The sequence below is a fragment of the Novosphingobium guangzhouense genome (genome assembly GCF_002896965.1).
In the GTDB taxonomy this organism is placed as follows: Bacteria; Pseudomonadota; Alphaproteobacteria; order Sphingomonadales; family Sphingomonadaceae; genus Novosphingobium; species Novosphingobium guangzhouense.
On the sequence record NZ_LYMM01000022.1, the window covers coordinates 1 to 20,360 of the forward strand.

A 20,360-nucleotide genomic window follows, 5' to 3' on the forward strand; every position below is an offset into this window, starting at 1 on the left:
TGGAAAGGTGGCATCTGCCTAATCCTGCGACATACGGCGGGACATCGGATGTCCTATCCCGGATGACCCATGGCCGCCCAAGACGCGAACCCTGACGTCGGCCATACGGGACGAGTTCGATGAAATGCTGGTCGAGCCGGGCTGCCCGCTGCTACCCGGCCGCTCGCCTGAGCTGCGGAACACAAACCCCCGCGTCCCTGCGTGGACGCTCCCGACGCCGACCCGATTTTACTCTCGGATTGCGTTGCCTTCCCCCGGCGTAATGGCCCGCACTCGCCAGCGGGCAAAGTCGTATGCGCTTCAGGTTTCCTCGCCCTGCTTCGCGCAAGCCTGCTTGTCGAGGAACGCGAACAGATGATCCATGCGCTTGTGCAGCCGGATGATTTCCAGCTGCGTGCGCAAGTTCACCTCATAGTCGTGGCGCGCCGCGATCCTGTCCTTGTCGGACTGGCGGTTCTGGCTCATCATGATCACCGGCGCCTGCACCGCCGCCAGCATCGACAGCATCAGGTTCAGAAAGATGTACGGGTAGGCGTCGAAGGGATGCAGCCCGAACTGCTCCAGCACGCGGCTGTTGACCAGCATCCAGCCGAACAGCACCACGCCAAAGGCGATGATGAAGCCCCACGAACCGCCGACCGCAGCCACGCGATCGGCCAGCCGGTCTCCAAAGCCCGCATGAAGCGCGGCTTCCTCCTGCGCATCCGGGCCCATCACCTGCCCTGACGCGATGCGCTGCAGCACCCGCCGTTCCTCGGCATCCACGTCGGCAAGCTTGCGCCCGAGCAGTTCCTCGCAGAGCTGTTCGGGCGTCAGGTCGGTATGCTGCATCGCCTCTCCGTCAGATCAGGCTGCGCTGTCCATGGCAAGCGCCTCTGCGATCAGCTTGCGCGTTTCAGGCACGCCGTAAAGAGCGATGAAGCTGCCCATGCGCGGGCCCTGCGGCGAACCGAGCAGCGTTTCGTAAAGCGCCTTGAACCAGTCGCGCAGGTTCTCGAACCGGTAGGCCTCGTTCTTGCCGATTTCATAGACTGCGTTCTGAAGGTCTTCGGCCGACAGCTTTCCGCCTGCGACGGCAAGGTAATCGTCCAGAGCCTTCAGGGCGGCCGCCTCGTTCGCAGTCGGCGCGCGGCGCTGGAGGGTCGGCGCAATGAAATCGCGGTTGGTGGCCAGCGCGGCGCGGACCATCTCGGCAAGGTCCGGGTGCGCCTCGGGGCTGGCATCCGCAACGTAGTTGCCAAGGTAGGACCAGACTTGCTCCGCCGTCGCTTCCGCGCCCAGAACGCCGACGAGGTTGAGCAGCAACGCAAAGGTTACCGGCACGGTATCGCCCGCACCTTCACCAGAACTGGCCTTGGCGCCATTGGCGCGCAGCAGATGCCAGACCGGATTGCCCAGCTGCTTGTCGGCCGCCTGCCCGGCAAGATTGCCACGGAACTGCCAGTATTCGTCGACCGCCTTGGGGATCACGCCGACGTGCAGCTGCTTGGCGCTCTTGGGTTCGCGGAACAGGTAGAAGCCCAACGATTCCTCGGTGCCGTAAGTCAGCCACTGTTCGATCGTCAGGCCGTTGCCCTTGGACTTGGAGATCTTCTCTCCGTTCTCGTCGAGGAACAGTTCGTAGATCAGCCCCTCGGGCTTACGTCCGCCAAGGATCTGCACGATCTTGCCCGACTGGATGACCGAGTCGGTCAGATCCTTGCCGCACATCTCGTAGTCGACGCCCAGCGCATACCAGCGCATCGCCCAGTCGACCTTCCACTGCAGCTTGGCCTTGCCGCCGAACGCCGACTGCTCGACGACGCTGCCGTCCTCGTCGGTAAAGCGGATCAGGCCGGTGGCAGCATCCACCACCTCGACCGGCACCTGCAGCACGACGCCGCTGGTGGGCGAAACGGGAAGGATCGGCGAATAGGTCTTGCGACGTTCCTCGCGCAGCGTCGGCAGCATGACGTCGAGGATCGCCTGGTTGCATTCGAGCACACGCGCCAGCGCGGCATCGAATGCCCCCGAATTGTAACGGTCGCTGGCCGACACGAATTCATAGTCAAACCCGAAGCGATCGAGGAAATCACGCAGCATCGCGTTGTTATGATGCGCAAAGCTCTCATGCGTGCCAAACGGATCGGGAATGCGGCTAAGCGGCTTGCCGAGGTTGGCGGCCAGCACTTGCGCGTTCGGAATGTTGTCGGGCACCTTGCGCAGCCCGTCCATGTCGTCCGAGAACGCGACCAGCCGCGTCTTCCCGTCTTCGGGGCGCGCGCCGATCAGCGCTTCGTAAGCACGGCGCACCAGCGTGGTGCGCAGCACTTCCTGGAACGTGCCGATATGCGGCAGGCCCGAGGGGCCATAACCCGTCTCGAACAGCACGGGTGCGCCGTCAGGTTTGCCCTGCGGGAACCGCTTGAGCAACTTCTGGGCCTCCTGGAAGGGCCAGGCCTTGGACACACGTGCGGCTTCGATCAGGGCGTTTTCAGTCATGGCCGCGCTCTAAGGCGAAATGGCCGATTTTCGCAAGGGCCTCGTCGCCATGGGCTCGTCACCATGGACTCGGGGCCCCGGAGCGTATCCGGGGCCACGCCGGGTTCAGTCCTGCCAGGCCCAGTCGTAGACCAAAGCATCCTCGCGGAAGGCAAAGCGATCGATGTGGCGCGCGACCACGTCGGTCAGGCCCTGAACCGCGTCGCGGTCCTCGCCGGTGATGGTGATGGCGATCCCATCGGCATCCGCGTCCATCACGGTGACGGCATTGGGGAAAGTCACTGTGCCCTTATCGCCGTCCACCACGGTTTCCAGTTTATGGCTCCAGTGCTTGCAGAGCTGGCGGACGTACTTGCCGCCATTGGGCGTCTTCACGGTTGCAGCGATCGTGCTCACTTTTCGATCCTTTCGATCTTGCGGGTAGCTTCATCGATGGCATCGGCGACCTGCAGGATGAAGGCACGGTCGGCGCCTTCCTGCGAAAGTCGGTCGAACACCGCCGTCTTGAGCGCGTGGAAGGCGCGGCGCACCGGAGCGGGGTCCACACGGTCTCGCTGCGCGGCAAGCGCACCAAGGCGCCCCTTGAGCTCAGCGAACTTTTCCGCGTCGGCTTCCGCCTTGGCGCGACCCTCTGCCGTAGGTTCAAACGCCTTGCGAGCGCTGTCACCGGAGACGGGCGCGATCAGGCCGGTTTCCTCCATGTAGATCAGCGCGGGATAGACCACGCCGGGGCTAGGCGCGTAATCGCCACCCGAGAGCGCCTCGATCTCGCGGATCAGTTCGTAGCCATGGCGCGGCGCATCGACGATCAGGCCCAGCAACAGCACCTGCAGTTCCGCCTGATCGAACAGCCGCTTGCGCCGACCGCGCCGACCATCGCCATCGTCCGGGCCGCCGCGTCCACGACCGCCACCCATGCCGCCGCCACCCATGCCGCCGCCACCCATGCCACCGGGGCCCATGCCGCCAGGAAAGTCCCGCCCGAAGCCGCCGCCGAACGGCCCGCGCGCCAGCCCGTGAAGGCCGTGCCGTCCGCGTCCGCCCATGGCCTCTGCCACGGCTGCCATTACATCTTCGCGGCCAAAGCCGCGATGGCCGCCCCTGCGGCCGTGGTTGCAATCCGAGTTTCTCATCATTCGTTCCATATTCTTCATGATGGCTCTAAGATATATCTTGAAAGAGTTCCTGCAAGCCGGAAAATTGTATCGAGCCGTAACTTTTTCCGTGGAGCGCCGGTCCCTGCCGTTCCCAATCGGGCTGCCCGCCCTTAAGACGGCGCCATGTCCGCCCTTCCCCTCTCCGCGCTCCACGCCAGCCACGGCGGATGCTGGCTGCGTGAGAAGGACCTGACCGGCACCGGCACGCGCGCGATCTCCAAGGGCGAAGCGGTCATGGCCGCAGCCGATACGCCGCTGCTGATCCTCAACGCGCCTCTGCTGGCAACGCGGCTTGGCTATCCCGACCTATCCGGGCTGGATCTGCTGGAGCTTTACGCCTTCGTCCACCCGGCCCGCTTTGTGGTGCCTACGCCCAAGGGCCTTGCCCACGCGCTGGACCTGACCCCGCCTGAGAACGACGCGGACGTGCCCCGTCTGCTGCAGGATGCCGCAGGCGCACTGCTTGCCATGTGCGAAAATGGCGCATGGTCTGAACGAGAGGGGGCGTGGACCGCGCTGCAATCGCTCACCCGGATGCGCTGGCCATGGGCGAGCCTGCTCACCGGCCGTATCCGCAAGCCGGAGCGGGCCGAGCGCTGGCTGTTCACCCGCTTGCCGGAATGGGAGGAAACGCCCGAAGTCCCCCAGCCCCGGCAGGTCGTGCTGGAAGATGGTGAAGTGCTGCAAAGACTGGAAAAGCTGACGGGCTCTACTGCCGAACAGCGCCCCGGCCAGCGCGCCTATGCAGTCGAAACCGCGCACGCCTTCGCTCCGCGCGAACGATCGGGCCATCCGCACGTGCTGCTGGCGCAGGCAGGCACCGGCATCGGAAAGACCCTGGGCTATCTGGCGCCCACCTCGCTATGGACCGAGAAGGCGGGCGGCACCGTTTGGGTTTCCACGTATACCAAGGCGCTGCAACGCCAGCTCCGGCAGGAAAGCCGCCGCGCATGGCCCGAACGCCGCGCAGACGGCAGCCGCCCTGTGGTGGTGCGCAAGGGGCGTGAGAACTACTTGTGCCTGCTCAACCTTGAAGATGCGCTGCAAGGCGGCTTCAACGGACGCGCGGCAATCCTTGCGCAACTGGTGGCGCGATGGGCCGCCTATTCGCAAGATGGCGACATGATCGGCGGCGACCTGCCCGGCTGGCTTGGCACCCTGTTTCGCCAGCGCGGCATCGCGGCGCTGACCGACCGGCGCGGCGAATGCGTCTATGCCGGCTGCCCGCATTACCGCAAATGCTTCATCGAACGCGCCACCCGCGCCAGCGTCGGCGCCGATCTGGTGATCGGTAATCACGCGCTGGTGATGGTCAACGCCGCGCGCGGGCGTGATCAGGCGTCGCGCCCGACCCGCGTGGTTTTCGACGAGGGCCATCATGTTTTCGACGCCGCCGATTCCACGTTCGCCGCCGCGCTGACCGGGGCCGAGGCGATCGAGCTGCGCCGCTGGGTGATCGGGCCTGAAAAGGCGTCCAAGGGCCGCCGCCGTGGCCTTTCCGCCCGCCTTGCCGACGTTGCCAGCTATGACGAGGCCGGAGCCAAGGCCATCACTGACGCGCGCGCCGCAGCCGAAGCGCTTCCCGGCGATGGCTGGATGCAGCGCATCGCGGAAAACGCCGCCTCCGGCCCGCTGGAAGAACTGCTCTCGGCGGTGCGCACCACCGTCTACGCTCGCGACGAGAGCGGCGGCCAGGAGGCGGGCTATGGCCTGGAAACCGAGGCAGCGGGCCTTGAAGGCGCGTTCGTCGAAATCGCGCAGGCCGCGCGCATGGCGCTGGCGGAACTGCGCCAGCCGCTGATCCGGCTGGGCATGCGCCTTGAAGCGCTGCTGGAAGAACCGCCCGACTGGCTCGACGGTCCGGGCCGCGCCCGCATCGAAGGCGCGCGCCATTCGCTGACGTGGCGCGTCGATACGCTGGTCGCGTGGGAAGCGCTGCTGGATCGCATGGGGGGCCCCGCCGACCCGGAATATGTCGACTGGCTGGCGGTCGACCGCTCTGAAGCGCGCGAATTCGATATCGGCATCCACCGTCGCTGGCTGGACCCGATGAAGCCGTTCGCCCGCGTCGTCCTCGAACCCGCGCACGGCGTCGTGATGACATCGGCCACCCTGCGCGACGGTGATGACTGGGCCAAGGCGATCGCCCGTTCCGGCGCTACCGAGATCGAGGTGATGCCGCGCCTGTCGATCCACCAGAGCCCGTTCGACTACGCGCAGCAAGCCGAAGTGCTGATCGTCACCGACGTACCCAAGGGGGATATTCCTGCCCTGTCCGCCGCGTTCGGCCGCCTGATCGAAACATCGCGCGGAGGGGTGCTGGGTCTGTTCACGGCGATCCGGCGGTTGCGCGCGGTTTACGGCCGCATTGCAGACCGGCTCGCGCGGGGCGGGCTGCCGCTTTACGCGCAGCATGTCGACCCGATCGATACGGGCACACTGGTCGATATCTTTCGTGACGATCCCGCCGCCTCCTTGCTGGGCACTGACGCCCTGCGCGACGGGGTGGACGTACAGGGCGATTCCCTGCGCCTTGTGGTGATGGAGCAGGTTCCCTGGCCGCGCCCGACCATCCTGCACCGCGCCCGGCGCATGGCAAACGGCGGCAGCGCATATGACGACACCCTGATCCGGGCCAAGCTGGCGCAGGCTTTCGGTCGCCTGATCCGCAGCCGCGAGGACCGGGGCCACTTCGTCGTGCTGTCTCCCGCGTTCCCGTCACGGCTGCTTTCAGCCTTCCCTGCAGGCACCCCGATCCGCCGCGTTACGCTGGAGGAGGCTTTACAGCGCGTGGCCGGTCATGCTCAAGGAGCCGCAGCGGACCGGGCGGAAGACTCGCAGTCGCTATCCTGATCCGCCCGTACAAGAGAGTGCCCATGAAAATCCTCGGCATCTTCCGCCACGCGAAATCGGACTGGACCGACGCGCGTCTCCGCGATTTCGACCGTCCGCTCAACAAGCGCGGCCGCGTCGGCGCAGGCGTGATGGGCAAGCACATCCTGGAACACGGCGTAGGCTGGCGATACATCCTCGCATCGCCCGCCGTGCGCGTGACGCAGACGATCGAACTGGCCGGAGAGGCCGCAGGCGAAACGCCGCCGATCAACTGGGACCGCCGCATCTACCTTGCCAGTTCGGCAGCGCTGATCGACGTTCTGCGCGATCAGGACAGCGACCCGCGCTCCATCCTGCTGGTCGGGCACAATCCGGGGCTGGAAGACCTGATCTTCGATCTGGTGCCCGACGACGGCTCCAGCCCTCTGCGCGATGTGGTGGAAGACAAGTTCCCGACCGCCGCTTACGCCGTGGTCGAACTTGATATCGAACACTGGTCCGATCTGCGCGAAGGCTGCGGACGTTTGACGCACCTTGTCCGCCCGCGCGATCTGGACCCCTCGCTTGGCCCAAGCCTTACCGAGTAAGGCGCGCGGCGGGGGCTTCGACAAGCCCACAACGAAAAAGGGGAGAGCAACGCCCTCCCCCAAATCAAATCAAATCAAATCAAATCAGCCCTGCACCGTCTCGGTAATACCGGCAAGGTGCAGCTTTTCGGCCAGGTAGCGTTCAGCATCGAGCGCCGCCATGCAGCCCGCGCCTGCCGCCGTGATGGCCTGCCGGTAGACGTGGTCGGATACGTCGCCCGCCGCATAAACGCCCGGAATTTCGGTCTTGGGCGTACCTGCCTCGACGATGAGGTAGCCGGTGTCGTCCATGGCCAGCTTGCCTTTGAACAGCTCTGTCGCGGGCGCATGGCCGATCGCCACGAAGGCACCGTCGGCCAGCAGTTCGCTCTGCTCGCCAGTTTCGGTGTCGATCAGCGCAAGAGCACGCAGCGCGCCGTTCTCTCCGGCAAGGAAGCGGTCGACCTTCTTGTTCCAGACGGTGGTGATCTTGGGGTGCGCGAAGAGGCGATCCTGCAGGATCTTCTCCGAACGCAGCGAATCGCGGCGGTGGACCAGTACGACTTCGGTGGCATGGTTGGTCAGATAGAGCGCTTCTTCGACGGCCGTGTTACCGCCGCCAATCACGACGACCTTCTTGCCGCGATAGAAGAAACCGTCGCATGTCGCACAGGCTGAAACGCCCTTGCCCGAAAGCTCCTGCTCACCGGGAACACCCAGCCACTTGGCCTGCGCGCCAGTTGCGATGACCAGCGTGTCGCCTTCGTAGAGATCGCCCGAATCGCCGGTCGCGACGAAAGTATCGCCGGAAAGATCGACATTGGTGATGGTGTCCCACATCATGCGCGTGCCGACATGTTCGGCCTGGGCCTGCATCTCCTGCATCAGCCACGGCCCCTGGATGACCTCACGGAAGCCGGGATAGTTCTCGACATCGGTGGTGATGGTCAACTGGCCGCCGGGCTGCAGGCCCTGCACCACGATCGGCTCCATCCCTGCACGCGCGCCATAAATGGCGGCGGAAAGTCCGGCCGGGCCGGAACCGATGATGAGCATGCGGGTCTTGTGCGTGGTCGCCACTATACGTCTCCGGCGTGAATTGCTTGGGTGGCGAGATAGGGCCTAAGCGGCTTTCCGCCAAGCATGGGCATACCCAAGCAATACTTTCATCCCCGCAAATCGAACATCACGCTGGCGACCAATGGCGCCCCTCCTCAGGCGTGGATTGACCTTGAGCTGCGCGGTCCCCATCCATCGGTAATGAAGAACCAGCTTGGCCCCACGTCGAACCGTTTCGTTTCGCAGCGACTGCGCCTGCACTATGTCGACTGGGGCAATGCCGATGCTCCGCCGCTGATCCTGCAGCACGGCGGCCGCGACCATTGCCGCAGCTGGGATTGGGTGGCGGAGGAACTGCGCCACGACTGGCACGTCATCTGCCCCGACCTGCGCGGCCACGGCGACAGCGAATGGAGCCCGGAAGGGCACTATGGCATGGACGCCTTCGTCTATGACTTCGCGCAGCTGGTCCACACTCTCGGCCACGATCAGGTGACGATCGTGGCGCATTCGTTGGGCGGCAATATCGCTACGCGCTTTACAGGGCTGTACCCGGAAAAGGTCGCGAAGTTCGTCAACATCGAAGGTCTGGGCCCTCCGCCCACCATGCGGCGGGAACAGGAAGAGCGCGGCGCTGGGGAAAGACTTCGCCAATGGGTGGAAGACAAGCGCAAGGCATCCGGCCGCACGGTCCGCAAGTACGCCAGCCTGCGCGACGCCTACCAGCGTATGAAAGCCGAGAACGGCTTCCTCAGCGACGAACAGGCCCGGCACCTGACTATCCACGGCGCCACCCGGAATGAGGACGGCACCTGGAGCTGGAAGTTCGACAACTATCTGAATGTATGGAGCGCCTCCGACCTGCCGACCGACCAGATCATCCGGCTCTGGGAGGACATAACCTGCCCCATGCTGTTTCTGTGGGGCAAAGACAGCTTCGCCAAGAGCCCTGCAGGCGACGGCCGAATGGACTACTTCCGCACGGCCCGCCTCGTCGAATACGAAAATGCCGGACACTGGCTCCACCACGACCAGTTCGACCGTTTCATTGCCGATATCAGATTTTTCCTCGATTAGACGAAACGCAAATGCGAACGCGCTCAATGCTGCGTCAGAACTTCGCGAAGCCTCTCCCGCTTTTGCGGGGTCACCTCAAGCACCTGCTCAAGATACACGTCAAGACTGCCATGGCTTTCGTCGATGGCCGACCATGCAGTCTCCAGATATTCCGCCTCCACCCCCATGAGTACGCGCAGGACTGCATCGTCGAGTTGGCCGGTAATGGCACGGATCGTTTCGGCACCTGAGGCAATACGCGCTTCAACATCGCCGGCGCTGTTGGTCAGCAGGTAATCAGCCATGATGTCATCACGATGCACGCCAAGCGCGGCGTGAAGCATGGCAACCGCGATCCCGGTGCGATCCTTGCCTGCCATGCAATTGACAAGACTGGGGCCGGAACCGCTTGCCAGTTCATCCAGCCAACCGCGGATCATTGCCTGAAGTTCGGGACGCGCACAGATCCGGCTATAATTCAGCCTCAGGCTTTCGCGGGTCGATTGCGCCGTGCGATGTCGCGCTGTCTGCGCGGCGGCAAGGTGCGGCGCATGGCGCACTTGCGGGTCCGCAGCGAACGCTATCCTTGCCGCGAAATCCGACGGGCGGCGGCAGGGATGCATCGCCCGTTCCTTAGACGTTCTGAGATCGAATACGCTCGTCAGACCAATCGCAGCGATGGCTTCGAGATCGGCGTCGGTGGCACCATGATGTTGCCCTGACCGCCAGACCGCCCCCTTTCGCATCCGACCACCATCAGGAATTGAATAACCGCCCGCGTCGCGAAAATTGTGAACCCCGCTGAGGTGGAGGACACGGTCATTCATGCGGGACGCAATCTCCACAACACTGATCAGGAGAGCAGGAAATATCCCAGCGCGGCCCAGCAGGCCATGCAGAGCAGGATGGCGATGGTCAGTCCCCGCCCGTCATGCTCTTCGCCGCGATCCTTGCGCTGCGCCGCATATACGATCCCCGCCGATAGCCGGGCAGACAAGTCCCCCATGCCCTCCGACATGCGTTCGAAACGAATAATGTTGTCGTCAGCGACCTTCATAACGCATCCTCAATTCCCGAGGCGGTTTTCATGCGCGGTTGCTGCGCCATGCCCGCCCTTATCAATCCCGCAAGGGTGCGCCTGTTGACGTCACTCCCATTTCTTTGCTGGCACAAGTCTTACCAGAATCTGCGGGTTTGTTCCAGAATATCCCGAACCGCTCACATCATTTTAATGAGCATCCGCACCACGACATTTTGCTCATTCAAAAGGCAATTTTGATACCAGATTGTGGGATATCACCAAGGATTACACAGAGGTGTTATTGCACTGCAACAGTCGTCCAAGCTGCCGGAAACACGCCATTGTGCAATCGTTGCGCAAATGAAGCGACGCTCTCATGCCGCGCGGCAACAGCCATCCTGTCGATCCCGTCAACGAATTGTCCGGCAAATTGGGGCCGTGCAAAATGCCATGCCAAAGCGACGGCCTTTCTCCCTCGCCTCCGCCCCGGCCGCTATGTGATTCGCACCCCTGGGGGCCATTCCCGGTCAATGATCGCCTCCCATCTTGCCGGTGCAGGCCCTGCGTCCTAGAAATAGCGCGATGAGTGATCCCGCCCGCCTGAAAATAAAAATCCAGATCCATTCCGGAGACGAAATCGCGATGGGCCCGGGAAAGGCCGACCTTCTCGACGCCATCCGCCAACACGGCTCCATTTCTGCGGCCGGACGCGCAATGTCGATGAGCTATCGTCGTGCCTGGCTGCTGGTCGATGTCATGAACCGCTGCTGGGACGCGCCGCTCGTACAGACCGCGCCGGGACGCGCTGCCACAAGCGGCGCGCGGCTGACTGAACTGGGTGAAGCGGTCCTTGCACACTATCGGGCCTTGCAGGACAGCATCGCGCAAGCCACGCGCGGGCCTGATTACGATGTGCTGGCAGCCCGGCTTTTGGCTGTGCCGCGCACTTCTCAAAAGGACTGAGCCATCCTGCATGGGCAGCGCTTGCAATCGACTGCACACGATATACTGTCAAATATAGTACGCTTTCCCCGGAGTTTGATAATGCGTAAATTCGTGGCCCTGCTGCTGGCGATGCTGGCTGCCTTATATGGTGCCACCTGCCCGCTCAGCGCGGCTCCCGCCCGGCAGTCGCCGGTCGTGCTTGCCGCCGCAAGCCTTCAGGAATCGATGAACGCAGCCGCAGACGCCTGGGCCCGCAAAGGCCATCCGCGACCGCGCGTATCGTTTGCCGCCTCCTCCGCGCTTGCCAGACAGATCGCATCGGGCGCTCCCGCAGATGTCTTCGTATCGGCGGACGAGCCATGGATGGACGACATCCAGAACAAAGGTCTTGTCCGCAAGGGCACCCGCGTGTCCTTCCTACGCAACGATCTGGTGTTGGTCGCCCCCCGGAACAGCAACGTGCGCCTTCGCATAGGTCGCAACATGCCGTTGGTGCAGGCGCTGGGCAATGGCCGCCTGGCCATAGCAGACCCGGCCGGAGTGCCGGCAGGCATCTATGGCAAGCAGGCACTGACCCGGCTTGGTGTATGGCCTTCGGTCCAAGGCCGGCTCGCTCCGGGCGATAGCGTGCGTGGCGCTCTCGCTCTGGTGAGCCGAGGCGCAGCGCCGCTTGGCATCGTCTATGCCACAGATGCGCGCGCCGATCCGGGCGTTCGGGTGGTCGGCATCTTTCCGGCTGCCAGCCACGATCCAGTCAGTTATCCGGTTACCACCCTTGCCGCCTCTCGCAACCCCGAAGGAGAAGCGTTCCGCCGTTACCTGCTTTCCAGCGAAGGCAAGGCGATCTTCCGCCGCTTCGGCTTCGGAACGAAATAAGCCTCCGTGCAGCCGCTTTCACCCGCTGAATGGGAGGTGCTGGTCCTTTCACTGAAGGTGGGCGGCGTGGCGATTGTCGCCACTCTGCCCGTCGCATTCGGACTGGCCTGGATGCTCGCACGTTGGCGGTTTCCGGGTAAAGTTCTAATCGACGCCGTCGTCCATCTGCCGTTGGTCCTGCCGCCCGTCGTAACGGGCTGGTTGTTGCTCCTTGCCTTCAGCCCCAACGCTCCTTTCGGAGCTTTTCTGGAACGCACGCTGGGTCTGACTTTCCTGTTCCGCTGGACCGGCGCAGCACTGGCAGCCGGGGTCATGGCACTGCCTTTGATGGTCCGCGCGATGCGCCTGTCGCTGGAGGGCGTTGACCGTCGACTGGAAAGCGCAGCCCGCACGTTGGGGGCCGGCCCCTGGCGCACGTTCATTCGCGTGACATTGCCGCTCAGCGCCAATGGCGTGCTTGCAGCCCTTGTGCTCGGCTTTGCGCGGTCGGTCGGAGAATTCGGCGCGACCATCACTTTCGCATCCAACATCCCCGGCGAAACGCAAACACTTCCGCTGGCCATCTACAGCGCGCTGCAGATACCGGGTTCAGATAGTCAGGTCGTCCGCCTTGCCGGCCTGTCGGTGCTGCTTTCCGTCGCCGCGCTGGTTCTTTCGGAATGGCTGATACGCCGCAGCGGCCAACAACGGGGACGACATGTCATTTGATATCGCCCTTTCTCTGAGACGGGGTGAGCGTAGCCTGGAGTACGCGTTCACTGCCGGTTCGGGACTTACGGCTCTATTCGGTCCGTCAGGTGCCGGGAAAACGAGCCTGCTCGATGCAATCGCCGGACTGCTGCGTCCTGACAAGGGCCGCATCACGGTCGGCGGGACCACACTCTTCGACAGCGCCGCGCACATCGACGTGAAGCCGCAGAAGCGCCACTGCGGCTACGTATTCCAGGACCTGCGGCTATTTCCGCACATCTCGGTGAGGCGCAATCTTGCTTTCGGCCGCAAGGCGTATGGCGGGCTGGACTGGGATCACACCCTAGACCTCCTCGGCATCGGCGGGCTGCTTGAGCGGATGCCTGCAACGCTATCGGGCGGTGAAGCTCAGCGCGTCGCGATCGGGCGGGCCCTGCTGTCGACGCCGGATTTCCTGCTGATGGACGAACCGCTCGCCTCGGTCGATGCTGCCCGACGCGACGAAATCCTGCGCCTGGTGGAACGTATCCGTGACGAAATGCGCCTGCCGATCCTCTACGTCAGCCACGACCGCGCGGAGGTGGAGCGGTTGGCGCAGACGATCGTGCCCGTTTGAAACGCTTCAGGCTGCGCCGATCAGTTCCCGGCCAATGAGCATTCGCCGGATTTCATTTGTGCCGGCGCCGATATCGAGCAGCTTTGCATCGCGCAGATAGCGTTCGACTGGCCAGTCCTTGGTATAGCCCGCGCCACCAAGCGCCTGCACGGCCTCTCCCGCAACGCGAAATGCATTTTCGCTCGCCAGCAGGATCGCGCCCGCTGCATCGAAGCGCGTGGTCTGCCCGGCATCGCACGCCCGCGCAACGGCATAGACATAGGCACGAGCGGACTGCAGCGCGACGTACATGTCCGCAACCTTGGCCTGCATAAGCTGAAACGCGCCGATCGGCTTGCCGAACTGCCTGCGCTCGCGAAGGTACGGGATCACGGCATCCAGACACGCCTGCATAATGCCAAGTTGCAGCCCCGCCAGCACCACGCGTTCGTAATCGAGCCCGCTCATCAGTACGCCGACGCCGCCGTGCAGCGGCCCCATCACGTTCTCTTCAGGCACGAAGCAGTCGTCGAAAACCAGCTCGCACGTGGGCGAACCCCGCATGCCCATCTTGTCGATCTTCTGGCCTACTGAAAAGCCGGGCATGCCCTTCTCGATAAGGAACGCGGTAATTCCCTTGGAGCCTTCCCCCGTTTTCGCATAAACCACCAGCGTATCGGCATACGTGCCGTTGGTGATCCAGAACTTGGTGCCGTTCAGCCGGAACCCGCCCGCAACGGCATCTGCCCGCAACTTCATGCCCACGACGTCGGACCCGGCGCCAACCTCAGACATCGCCAGGCTGCCAACATGTTCGCCGCAGATCAGTGGGGGCAGGTACTTCGCCTTCTGCTCGTCAGTACCCCAGCGCCGGATCTGGTTGACGCACAAGTTTGAATGCGCGCCGTAGGACAGCCCGATCGATGCCGACGCGCGGCTGACCTCTTCGACCGCGATAACGTGTTCAAGATAGCCAAGGCCGATGCCGCCCCATTCGGGCTCCACCGTCAGGCCATGCAGGCCAAGATGGCCCATTTCCGGCCACAGATCGCGCGGAAACCAGTCCTCCGCGTCCACTTTTGCGGCAATCGGTGCGATACGCTCATCGGCAAAGCGGGCGATCGTATCACGGATCATCAGCGCACTTTCGCCAAGGGCGAAATCGAAATCGGGGGTGGCGCGCATGGGTTCCTCTCCTCTTGCTGCCTGTTGTTGCGAACGCTCCTAGAGCAATAACGATGCAGCGCGAAGATGGAATATTACGACACGGGCAAGGATTATGTCCGGCGTTCGATCCGTAGAGATGCCAGCGCGGCGACCAACAGTGTGCCTGCGGCGAAAGCCATCGTCCAGATCGGTTCGCCGGGGAAGAAGGCCTTCATGATCGATCCCATCACCGTAGCGACAAGGAGTTGAGGCAGCACCACGAAGACGTTGAACAGTCCCATGTAAATGCCCAGCTTCGATTGCGGCAGGCTGCTTGCAAGGATCGCGTAGGGCATGGCCAGAATGGAGGCCCAGGCAATCCCGATCCCGACCTCGCACGCCAGCAGCGCCCTGGGGTCGCGCAACACCATGAACCCCGCAAAGCCCAGCGCGCCCATGACGAGGCACAAGGCATGCGTCCGTGCCTTGCCCAGCTTCGCGGAGAGCAACGGCAGCAGCGCCAAAGCCGCGATTGCGGCGACACCATTGTAGACAGAAAAGAGCACGCCCACCCAGTTACCCGCCTCCTGATACGCGGCACTGGCCGGATCACCCGATCCGAAATGGTATTGGGCCACAACCGGCGTCGTGTTGATCCACATGATGAACAGGGCCGACCAGCTGAAGAACTGCACGAAGGCAAGCTTCTTCATGAGCGGTGGCATGCCGGAAAAGTCACCCACGATCCCGGCCAGCATCGAGGCGCTGCGCCCGGCCCGCGCAAGCCCGATCGCCGCCATCACCGCAAGGCCATAGCCGGCGAGCAGCGCCGCCAGCAGGTAAACTTCCTTTTCCAGCGACCAATGCTGCACGATAAGCGCGATCATGACGCCGGCAGCAATCCACGGCAGGCCGGTCCACAAGCTGCGGCCGGCGAGAGCTGCCGCCGCGATGCTTTCCCCGTCCTGAACATCTCCGAAAGCCGCCTGCTCCTGCGGCGAGTATTCCTGCGTGGTCAGTACGGTCCAGAGCACTGCCGCAAGCAGCGCCAGCCCACCCGCCCAGAAGCTGTAGCGCACGGTGTCCGGAATCTGCCCCAGCGCCGCGGCATTCGAGACACCGAAATGCTCAAGAACATAAGGAAACAACGAACCGACGACCGCGCCCGCCCCGATGAAGGCGGTCTGCACGGCATAACCTGCGGTATGCTGATCCTTGCGCAGCATGTCGCCAACGAAGGCGCGGAACGGCTCCATCGACACATTGAGGCTGGCGTCGAGCATCCACAACAGCATCGCCGCCATCAGCAGTCCGCCGCTTTCGGGCATGATCAGCAGTGCGATCGTCGCCAGCACGGCGCCTGCAAGGAAGTATGGTCTACGGCGCCCGAAGCGCCCCAGCCAGGTGCGGTCGGACATATGGCCGACAATGGGTTGCACCAATAGCCCGGTAAGCGGTGCGGCGATCCACAAGGCAGGCAGATCGTCGATCCCGGAGCCCAGAGACTGGAAAACCCGGCTCATGTTCGCGTTCTGCAGCGCAAAACCGATCTGGATGCCGAAGAAACCGAAGCTGATGTTCCACAGCCCCGCCCAGCCCTGCCGCGGCTTGTCCATGGTTGCAGCCGTCATCGCGTCCCTTCCCTATGTCCCTAGCGAGCTTGCCGCCGCTTCGGATAAATCGAACGACGCGCGTCGCATGATGCTGCCGGGACGACAACATGCATACGAATGCCTAATGCGTCCGGATCGGCTCAAGTCACCGCCTGAGTGCTGCGGCGCACGACCAACCGGGTCGGCAGGGTAAGCGAATGCGCCTCTCCGTCCTCGATCTGCGCCGCAAGGGTGTCCACCAGAACGCCTCCTGCGCGCTTGATGTCCTGCATTACCGTGGTCAGCGGCGGGTTGGTCATGCTGGCTGCGGGCAAGTCGTCGAAGCCTATTACCGCAACGTCGCCGGGGATCGACAGGCCCGCTTCGGCCAGCGCACGCATGGCGCCGATCGCGATGAGGTCGCTGGCCGCGAATACGGCGTCGAAGGCTATTCCTTGCCCGATCACTTCGCGCATGGCGGCATGGCCCATGTCCTCAAGGTTCACCACGTCGCGCTGCAGGCGGGGGTCGGCCTCCAGCCCCGCTGCCGCCAGCGCTTCGCACAGGCCTCGATAGCGATCCGCGAATTCCGGATAATGTTCGTCCGCTTGCCCCAGAAAAACGATGCGCCTGCGCCCAAGGCCCAACAGATGCTCCCCCGCCATGCGCCCGGCTCCAAGGTTGTCCGACCCCACGGTGGCGCCGATATTCACCTCATCAACGCTGCCCCAGCGCACGAAATGGGTGCCCTGTCCGACCAGTTGCCGCAACCGGCTCTCGTAAAGCTTGTAGTCGCCGTAACCCAGCAGGATCAGCCCATCGGCTCGGTGGCTGTCCTGATAGCGCACGTGCCAATCATCCTCCAGCTTCTGAAAGGAAATGAGCAGATCGAGCCCCCGGTTGGCACAGGCCCGCGTTATTGCGCCAAGCATGGCCAGGAAGAACGGGTTGATCTTGGAATCGTCGGGCGATTGCTCCTCGAAGAACAGCAAGGCGATCGTGTTGGACCGCTGTGAGCGCAGCGAGGACGCGTTCTTGTCGACCGAATAGTTCAGTTCCCGGGCGATGGCTTCGATCCGTTCACGCGTGGCGGCGCTGACCGACTTGCTGCCCCGCAGAGCCCTGCTGACGGTGGGCTGAGAAACACCTGCCCGGTAGGCGATGTCGAAGCTGGTCGGGCGGTTGGTCGGCTTTCGTCCCATAAGTACCTGTTCGATGCTGCGCTGCAACGATGCAACGATGTATCCCGGATAACCCACGAGAATCTGGTGATTACGCGTAAGGTCCGGCGTTGCACGCAAGACACGCTGCGTACCCCTACGGCACCTACGTATACGTATGCCATATTATGCGCAACGAAGGACGGCCTTAATCAGGGCCGGTCGAATGGAGTCGCGGCAGAAATGCACGGGCTCATCAGGAGGAGATGCCGGGCGCCAGGTGTGCTGTCCCGGCTGGTACAGGGGAGGACACCTCAATGTCGCTTCGTAACGAGTTTTCGGCCGTGGGCGCTTCGTCCCGCATCGCCATCACCGCCGCGCTGATCGCGGCTGCCCTGCCGGCTGCGGCATGGGCGCAGGACGCCGCCCCCGCAGAAGAGGAACCCAGTGCCGACACCATCGTCGTCACCGGCTACCGCGCCTCGCTGCTCAATGCGATCAACCAGAAGCGCAACGCTGAGCAGATCGTCGAAAGCGTGTCCGCCGAAGATATCGGCAAGCTGCCCGACGCATCGATCGCGGAATCGATTGCCCGCCTGCCGGGCCTGACCTCGCAGCGCGTCAACGGCCGATCGAACTCGATCGCCATCCGCGGCTTCGCGCCGGACTTCTCGACCACGCTGCTGAACGGCCGCGAACAGACGTCGACCGGCGACAACCGCGCCGTCGAGTACGACCAGTATCCGTCCGAAGTCGTCAGCGCCGTCAACGTCTACAAGACGCCGATGGCCAGCCTTGTCGGTCAGGGTCTTTCCGGCACCGTCGACATGCGCACGATCCGGCCGCTCGAAGCGGGCAAGCGCATCATCTCGGTCGGTGCGCGCGGTTCCTATGCGGACCTCGGCAAGCTGAACGCCAAGTCGGACGACATGGGCTATCGCGCCAACGCGATGTACGTCGACCAGTTCGCCGACGACACCATCGGTATCGCGCTGGGCGCCAGCTACAACAACGAACCCTACCAGATTAAAGAATACAACGCCTGGGGCTACAGCGACCTTGCCAACGGCGATCGCGTGATCGGCGGCGCCAAGGCCATGGTCACTTCGACCAAGCTGAAGCGCATGGGCCTGAACGGCACGCTGCAGTGGCAGCCGACGCCGAACCTGACGACCACGCTCGACGCGTTCTATTCGAACTTCAAGGACGACCAGATCAAGCGCGGCATCGAAATGCCGCTGGCGATGGACGATACCCCCGTGCTTTCGGCCACGACGGTCGAGAACGGCCTGGTCACAGCCGGCGAGTTCTCGGGGGTCAAGGCTCTGGCGCGCAACGACCTCTATCAGCGTCACGCCAAGCTCTATTCGTTCGGCTGGAATACCAAGTGGGAAGGCGACAACGGCTGGACCGCCTTCTTCGACGCCAGCTATTCGAAGACCGACCGCAGCGAGCTGAGCATCGAAACCACCGCAGGCACCGGCCGCAACACCATCGGTGCTTATGATACCATCGGCTTCACCACCGGCACCAAGGGTTCGATGTTCTCTTCGGGCCTCGACTACGGCGACTACGACACGATCCTGCTGACCAGCCCGCAAGGCTGGGGCGGCACCCAGATCGCGCCTGATGGCACCTCGATCATCAACGGGCAGGACGGGTACTACAACAACCGCAAGATCAAGGACGAACTCTGGCAGTTCCGCACCGAAGTCGGGCATGAATTCGAGAGCGGCCCGCTCCACTCGTTCCAGGTCGGCCTGAACTACACCAACCGTTCCAAGTCGCTGGTGCCGGAGGAATATTTCCTCGGGCTTGCAGCGAATACCGACGGGCTCACCAGCGTCGCCGTGCCTCAGGAATACCGCCTAGGCGCGACGGACCTGAGCATGTACGGTCTCGGCTCCGTGATCAGCTACGATCCGGCTGCGCTTGTGCGTGACGGCATCTACAACCGCGTTGCCAACCCTTACGGCGACGTCGTGGTCAAGAGCTACGAGATCCGCGAACGCCTGATGACTGCCTACTTCCAGGGCAACATCGACAGCGATATCGGTTCCGCGCACCTGACCGGCAACTTCGGTGTTCAGGCACAGTGGACCGACCAGAATTCGATCGGCGCCACCGCCGTTCAGCTGGGCACCGCCGACAACGGTTCGCCGATCATCGGTGGCGAAGTGCGCAACGCCAGCACCGATTATCTCGACGTGCTGCCAAGCCTCAACCTGTCGCTGCGCTTCCCGAGCGATACGGTGATCCGCTTCGCCGCCGCGCGCGAAATCATCCGCCCGCGCCTTGACGACATGCGCGCCTCGCTCAGCTGGAGCTACACGATCGCGGACGGCGTGGCGCAGGCCACCGGTTCATCGGGCAATCCCGACCTGCGCCCCTGGCGCGCCAATGCGCTCGACCTGACGATCGAGCAATACTTCGGCGGCAAGGGCGTCATCGCGGCGCAGTTCTTCTGGAAAGACCTGAAGAGCTACATCTACAACACCGACCTTACCGTGCCCACCGATGGTCTTGCGCTGCAGGACCCGGGCCAGGGCATCCCGGTTTCGGATACCGCGCAGCTGAACGTTCCGATCAACGGCAAGGGCGGCAAGCTCTACGGCGTGGAACTTGCGACGACGCTGCCGTTCGAAACCTTCATCTCGGCGCTGGACGGCTTCGGCATCACCGGCTCTGTGGCCTATACCAAGAGCAAGATCCAGGCGACGCCGGATTCGCCCTCGGGTGACCTGCCGGGATATTCGAAGTGGGTCGCCAACGGCACCGCCTACTTCGAAAAGTGGGGCTTCAACGCGCGTGGTTCGGTGCGTTACCGTTCGACCTTCCTTGGCGAAGTTTCCGGTTTCGCGGCCAACCGCGTGCGTCGCCGCGCGGCTTCGGAAACGATCGTCGATGCGCAGATCGGCTATGATTTCCAGGCCGGCAGCGCGCTTGAGGGCCTTTCGCTCTATGTTCAGGGCCAGAACCTGACCAACGCGCCGTTCATCACGACCAATCCGGGCGATACCCGCGAAGTCATCGACTACCAGACTTACGGCCGCCGCTTCCTGGCCGGTTTCACGTATAAGTTCTGAGCCTCACCCCCCCCGGCGCCGGGATGGAACCCTCCTCCTCCTGAACGGCGCCACACCGGCGGAACCGGCGAAGATCCCTCCCTTCCCGGTTCCGC

At 63.6% G+C, this 20,360-nt stretch carries 18 protein-coding genes; 8 read left to right on the forward strand and 10 right to left on the reverse strand.

The genetic code is table 11. From position 1 onward, the window contains the following. Positions 1-300: 300 nt before the first annotated feature. The 4 genes from A8V01_RS05580 to A8V01_RS05595 form a co-directional block, all read right to left on the reverse strand. The gene (locus A8V01_RS05580) at positions 301-831 is read right to left on the reverse strand and encodes a DUF1003 domain-containing protein (protein ID WP_103094949.1); all 531 of its coding nucleotides are present in this window, start codon (positions 829-831) and stop codon (positions 301-303) included. A gap of 15 nt (positions 832-846) precedes the next feature. After that, a complete protein-coding gene (locus A8V01_RS05585) occupies positions 847-2,481 on the reverse strand; it encodes a lysine--tRNA ligase (RefSeq protein ID WP_103094950.1) in 1,635 nt (544 codons plus the stop codon). A 105-nt stretch (positions 2,482-2,586) separates the two neighbouring features. After that, positions 2,587-2,877: a DUF2218 domain-containing protein gene (locus A8V01_RS05590; protein ID WP_103094951.1), complete on the reverse strand. Its 291-nt coding sequence runs from the start codon at positions 2,875-2,877 to the stop codon at positions 2,587-2,589. Then, the gene (locus A8V01_RS05595) at positions 2,874-3,617 is read right to left on the reverse strand and encodes a PadR family transcriptional regulator (RefSeq protein ID WP_245892342.1); all 744 of its coding nucleotides are present in this window, start codon (positions 3,615-3,617) and stop codon (positions 2,874-2,876) included. Before A8V01_RS05595 ends, A8V01_RS05590 begins: the two co-directional genes overlap by 4 nt. A gap of 144 nt (positions 3,618-3,761) precedes the next feature. On the opposite strand from A8V01_RS05595, the gene A8V01_RS05600 reads away from it, so the two are divergent. Further along, entirely contained in the window at positions 3,762-6,491 is a 2,730-nt protein-coding gene (locus A8V01_RS05600; protein WP_103094952.1) for an ATP-dependent DNA helicase, read from the forward strand. A gap of 23 nt (positions 6,492-6,514) precedes the next feature. Then, complete coding sequence (locus tag A8V01_RS05605) at positions 6,515-7,060, forward strand: SixA phosphatase family protein (RefSeq protein WP_103094953.1); 546 nt, start codon at positions 6,515-6,517, stop codon at positions 7,058-7,060. Positions 7,061-7,144: 84 nt separating this feature from the next. Here the strand turns inward: A8V01_RS05605 and trxB are convergent, their stop codons facing one another. Then, entirely contained in the window at positions 7,145-8,119 is a 975-nt protein-coding gene (trxB, locus tag A8V01_RS05610; protein ID WP_103094954.1) for a thioredoxin-disulfide reductase, read from the reverse strand. A 180-nt stretch (positions 8,120-8,299) separates the two neighbouring features. Here trxB and A8V01_RS05615 point away from each other — a divergent pair, with 180 nt between their 5' ends. Continuing rightward, positions 8,300-9,175 (forward strand): alpha/beta fold hydrolase, encoded by an 876-nt coding sequence (locus tag A8V01_RS05615; RefSeq protein WP_103094955.1) that lies wholly within the window; start codon positions 8,300-8,302, stop codon positions 9,173-9,175. A 23-nt stretch (positions 9,176-9,198) separates the two neighbouring features. Here the strand turns inward: A8V01_RS05615 and A8V01_RS05620 are convergent, their stop codons facing one another. After that, positions 9,199-9,981 (reverse strand): tyrosine-protein phosphatase, encoded by a 783-nt coding sequence (locus A8V01_RS05620; protein WP_103094956.1) that lies wholly within the window; start codon positions 9,979-9,981, stop codon positions 9,199-9,201. Positions 9,982-10,007: 26 nt separating this feature from the next. Continuing rightward, a complete protein-coding gene (locus A8V01_RS05625; protein ID WP_103094957.1) occupies positions 10,008-10,211 on the reverse strand; it encodes a hypothetical protein in 204 nt (67 codons plus the stop codon). Positions 10,212-10,757: 546 nt separating this feature from the next. Between A8V01_RS05625 and A8V01_RS05630 the strand changes: the two genes are divergently transcribed. The 4 genes from A8V01_RS05630 to A8V01_RS05645 all read left to right on the forward strand — a co-directional run bounded on the left by A8V01_RS05630 (position 10,758) and on the right by A8V01_RS05645 (position 13,302). Further along, the gene (locus A8V01_RS05630) at positions 10,758-11,138 is read left to right on the forward strand and encodes a winged helix-turn-helix domain-containing protein (RefSeq protein ID WP_103094958.1); all 381 of its coding nucleotides are present in this window, start codon (positions 10,758-10,760) and stop codon (positions 11,136-11,138) included. An 81-nt stretch (positions 11,139-11,219) separates the two neighbouring features. After that, the gene (gene modA, locus A8V01_RS05635) at positions 11,220-11,996 is read left to right on the forward strand and encodes a molybdate ABC transporter substrate-binding protein (protein ID WP_103094959.1); all 777 of its coding nucleotides are present in this window, start codon (positions 11,220-11,222) and stop codon (positions 11,994-11,996) included. A gap of 6 nt (positions 11,997-12,002) precedes the next feature. Continuing rightward, positions 12,003-12,704, forward strand: coding sequence for a molybdate ABC transporter permease subunit (gene modB / locus A8V01_RS05640; RefSeq protein ID WP_103094960.1), 702 nt, complete (start codon positions 12,003-12,005; stop codon positions 12,702-12,704). Then, on the forward strand, positions 12,694-13,302 hold the full coding sequence (locus A8V01_RS05645; RefSeq protein WP_103094961.1) for an ATP-binding cassette domain-containing protein: 609 nt from the start codon (positions 12,694-12,696) through the stop codon (positions 13,300-13,302). Before modB ends, A8V01_RS05645 begins: the two co-directional genes overlap by 11 nt. 6 nt (positions 13,303-13,308) lie before the next feature. On the opposite strand, the gene A8V01_RS05650 is transcribed toward A8V01_RS05645, so the two are convergent. The 3 genes from A8V01_RS05650 to A8V01_RS05660 form a co-directional block, all read right to left on the reverse strand. Continuing rightward, positions 13,309-14,466 (reverse strand): isovaleryl-CoA dehydrogenase, encoded by a 1,158-nt coding sequence (locus A8V01_RS05650; RefSeq protein ID WP_103094962.1) that lies wholly within the window; start codon positions 14,464-14,466, stop codon positions 13,309-13,311. Between the two features lie 92 nt (positions 14,467-14,558). Beyond that, positions 14,559-16,043: an MFS transporter gene (locus A8V01_RS05655; RefSeq protein WP_103095061.1), complete on the reverse strand. Its 1,485-nt coding sequence runs from the start codon at positions 16,041-16,043 to the stop codon at positions 14,559-14,561. Positions 16,044-16,180: 137 nt separating this feature from the next. Then, on the reverse strand, positions 16,181-17,221 hold the full coding sequence (locus tag A8V01_RS05660; RefSeq protein ID WP_103095062.1) for a LacI family DNA-binding transcriptional regulator: 1,041 nt from the start codon (positions 17,219-17,221) through the stop codon (positions 16,181-16,183). A gap of 275 nt (positions 17,222-17,496) precedes the next feature. Between A8V01_RS05660 and A8V01_RS05665 the strand changes: the two genes are divergently transcribed. Continuing rightward, positions 17,497-20,265 carry a TonB-dependent receptor gene (locus tag A8V01_RS05665; protein WP_211294965.1) on the forward strand — a complete coding sequence of 923 codons (2,769 nt, stop codon included), beginning with the start codon at positions 17,497-17,499 and terminating at the stop codon, positions 20,263-20,265. Positions 20,266-20,360 lie beyond the last annotated feature (95 nt).

Bases quoted from the DNA above. Each gene is read 5' to 3' on its own strand.
- A8V01_RS05580 (WP_103094949.1), bottom strand. From the start codon at position 831: ATGCAGCATACCGACCTGACGCCCGAACAGCTCTGCGAGGAACTGCTC.
- A8V01_RS05585 (WP_103094950.1), bottom strand. From the start codon at position 2,481: ATGACTGAAAACGCCCTGATCGAAGCCGCACGTGTGTCCAAGGCCTGG.
- A8V01_RS05595 (WP_245892342.1), bottom strand. From the start codon at position 3,617: ATGATGAGAAACTCGGATTGCAACCACGGCCGCAGGGGCGGCCATCGC.
- A8V01_RS05600 (WP_103094952.1), top strand. From the start codon at position 3,762: ATGTCCGCCCTTCCCCTCTCCGCGCTCCACGCCAGCCACGGCGGATGC.
- A8V01_RS05605 (WP_103094953.1), top strand. From the start codon at position 6,515: ATGAAAATCCTCGGCATCTTCCGCCACGCGAAATCGGACTGGACCGAC.
- A8V01_RS05615 (WP_103094955.1), top strand. From the start codon at position 8,300: ATGAAGAACCAGCTTGGCCCCACGTCGAACCGTTTCGTTTCGCAGCGA.
- A8V01_RS05620 (WP_103094956.1), bottom strand. From the start codon at position 9,981: ATGAATGACCGTGTCCTCCACCTCAGCGGGGTTCACAATTTTCGCGAC.
- A8V01_RS05625 (WP_103094957.1), bottom strand. From the start codon at position 10,211: ATGAAGGTCGCTGACGACAACATTATTCGTTTCGAACGCATGTCGGAG.
- A8V01_RS05630 (WP_103094958.1), top strand. From the start codon at position 10,758: ATGAGTGATCCCGCCCGCCTGAAAATAAAAATCCAGATCCATTCCGGA.
- modA (WP_103094959.1), top strand. From the start codon at position 11,220: ATGCGTAAATTCGTGGCCCTGCTGCTGGCGATGCTGGCTGCCTTATAT.
- A8V01_RS05645 (WP_103094961.1), top strand. From the start codon at position 12,694: ATGTCATTTGATATCGCCCTTTCTCTGAGACGGGGTGAGCGTAGCCTG.
- A8V01_RS05650 (WP_103094962.1), bottom strand. From the start codon at position 14,466: ATGCGCGCCACCCCCGATTTCGATTTCGCCCTTGGCGAAAGTGCGCTG.
- A8V01_RS05655 (WP_103095061.1), bottom strand. From the start codon at position 16,043: ATGGACAAGCCGCGGCAGGGCTGGGCGGGGCTGTGGAACATCAGCTTC.
- A8V01_RS05660 (WP_103095062.1), bottom strand. From the start codon at position 17,221: ATGGGACGAAAGCCGACCAACCGCCCGACCAGCTTCGACATCGCCTAC.
- A8V01_RS05665 (WP_211294965.1), top strand. From the start codon at position 17,497: ATGTCGCTTCGTAACGAGTTTTCGGCCGTGGGCGCTTCGTCCCGCATC.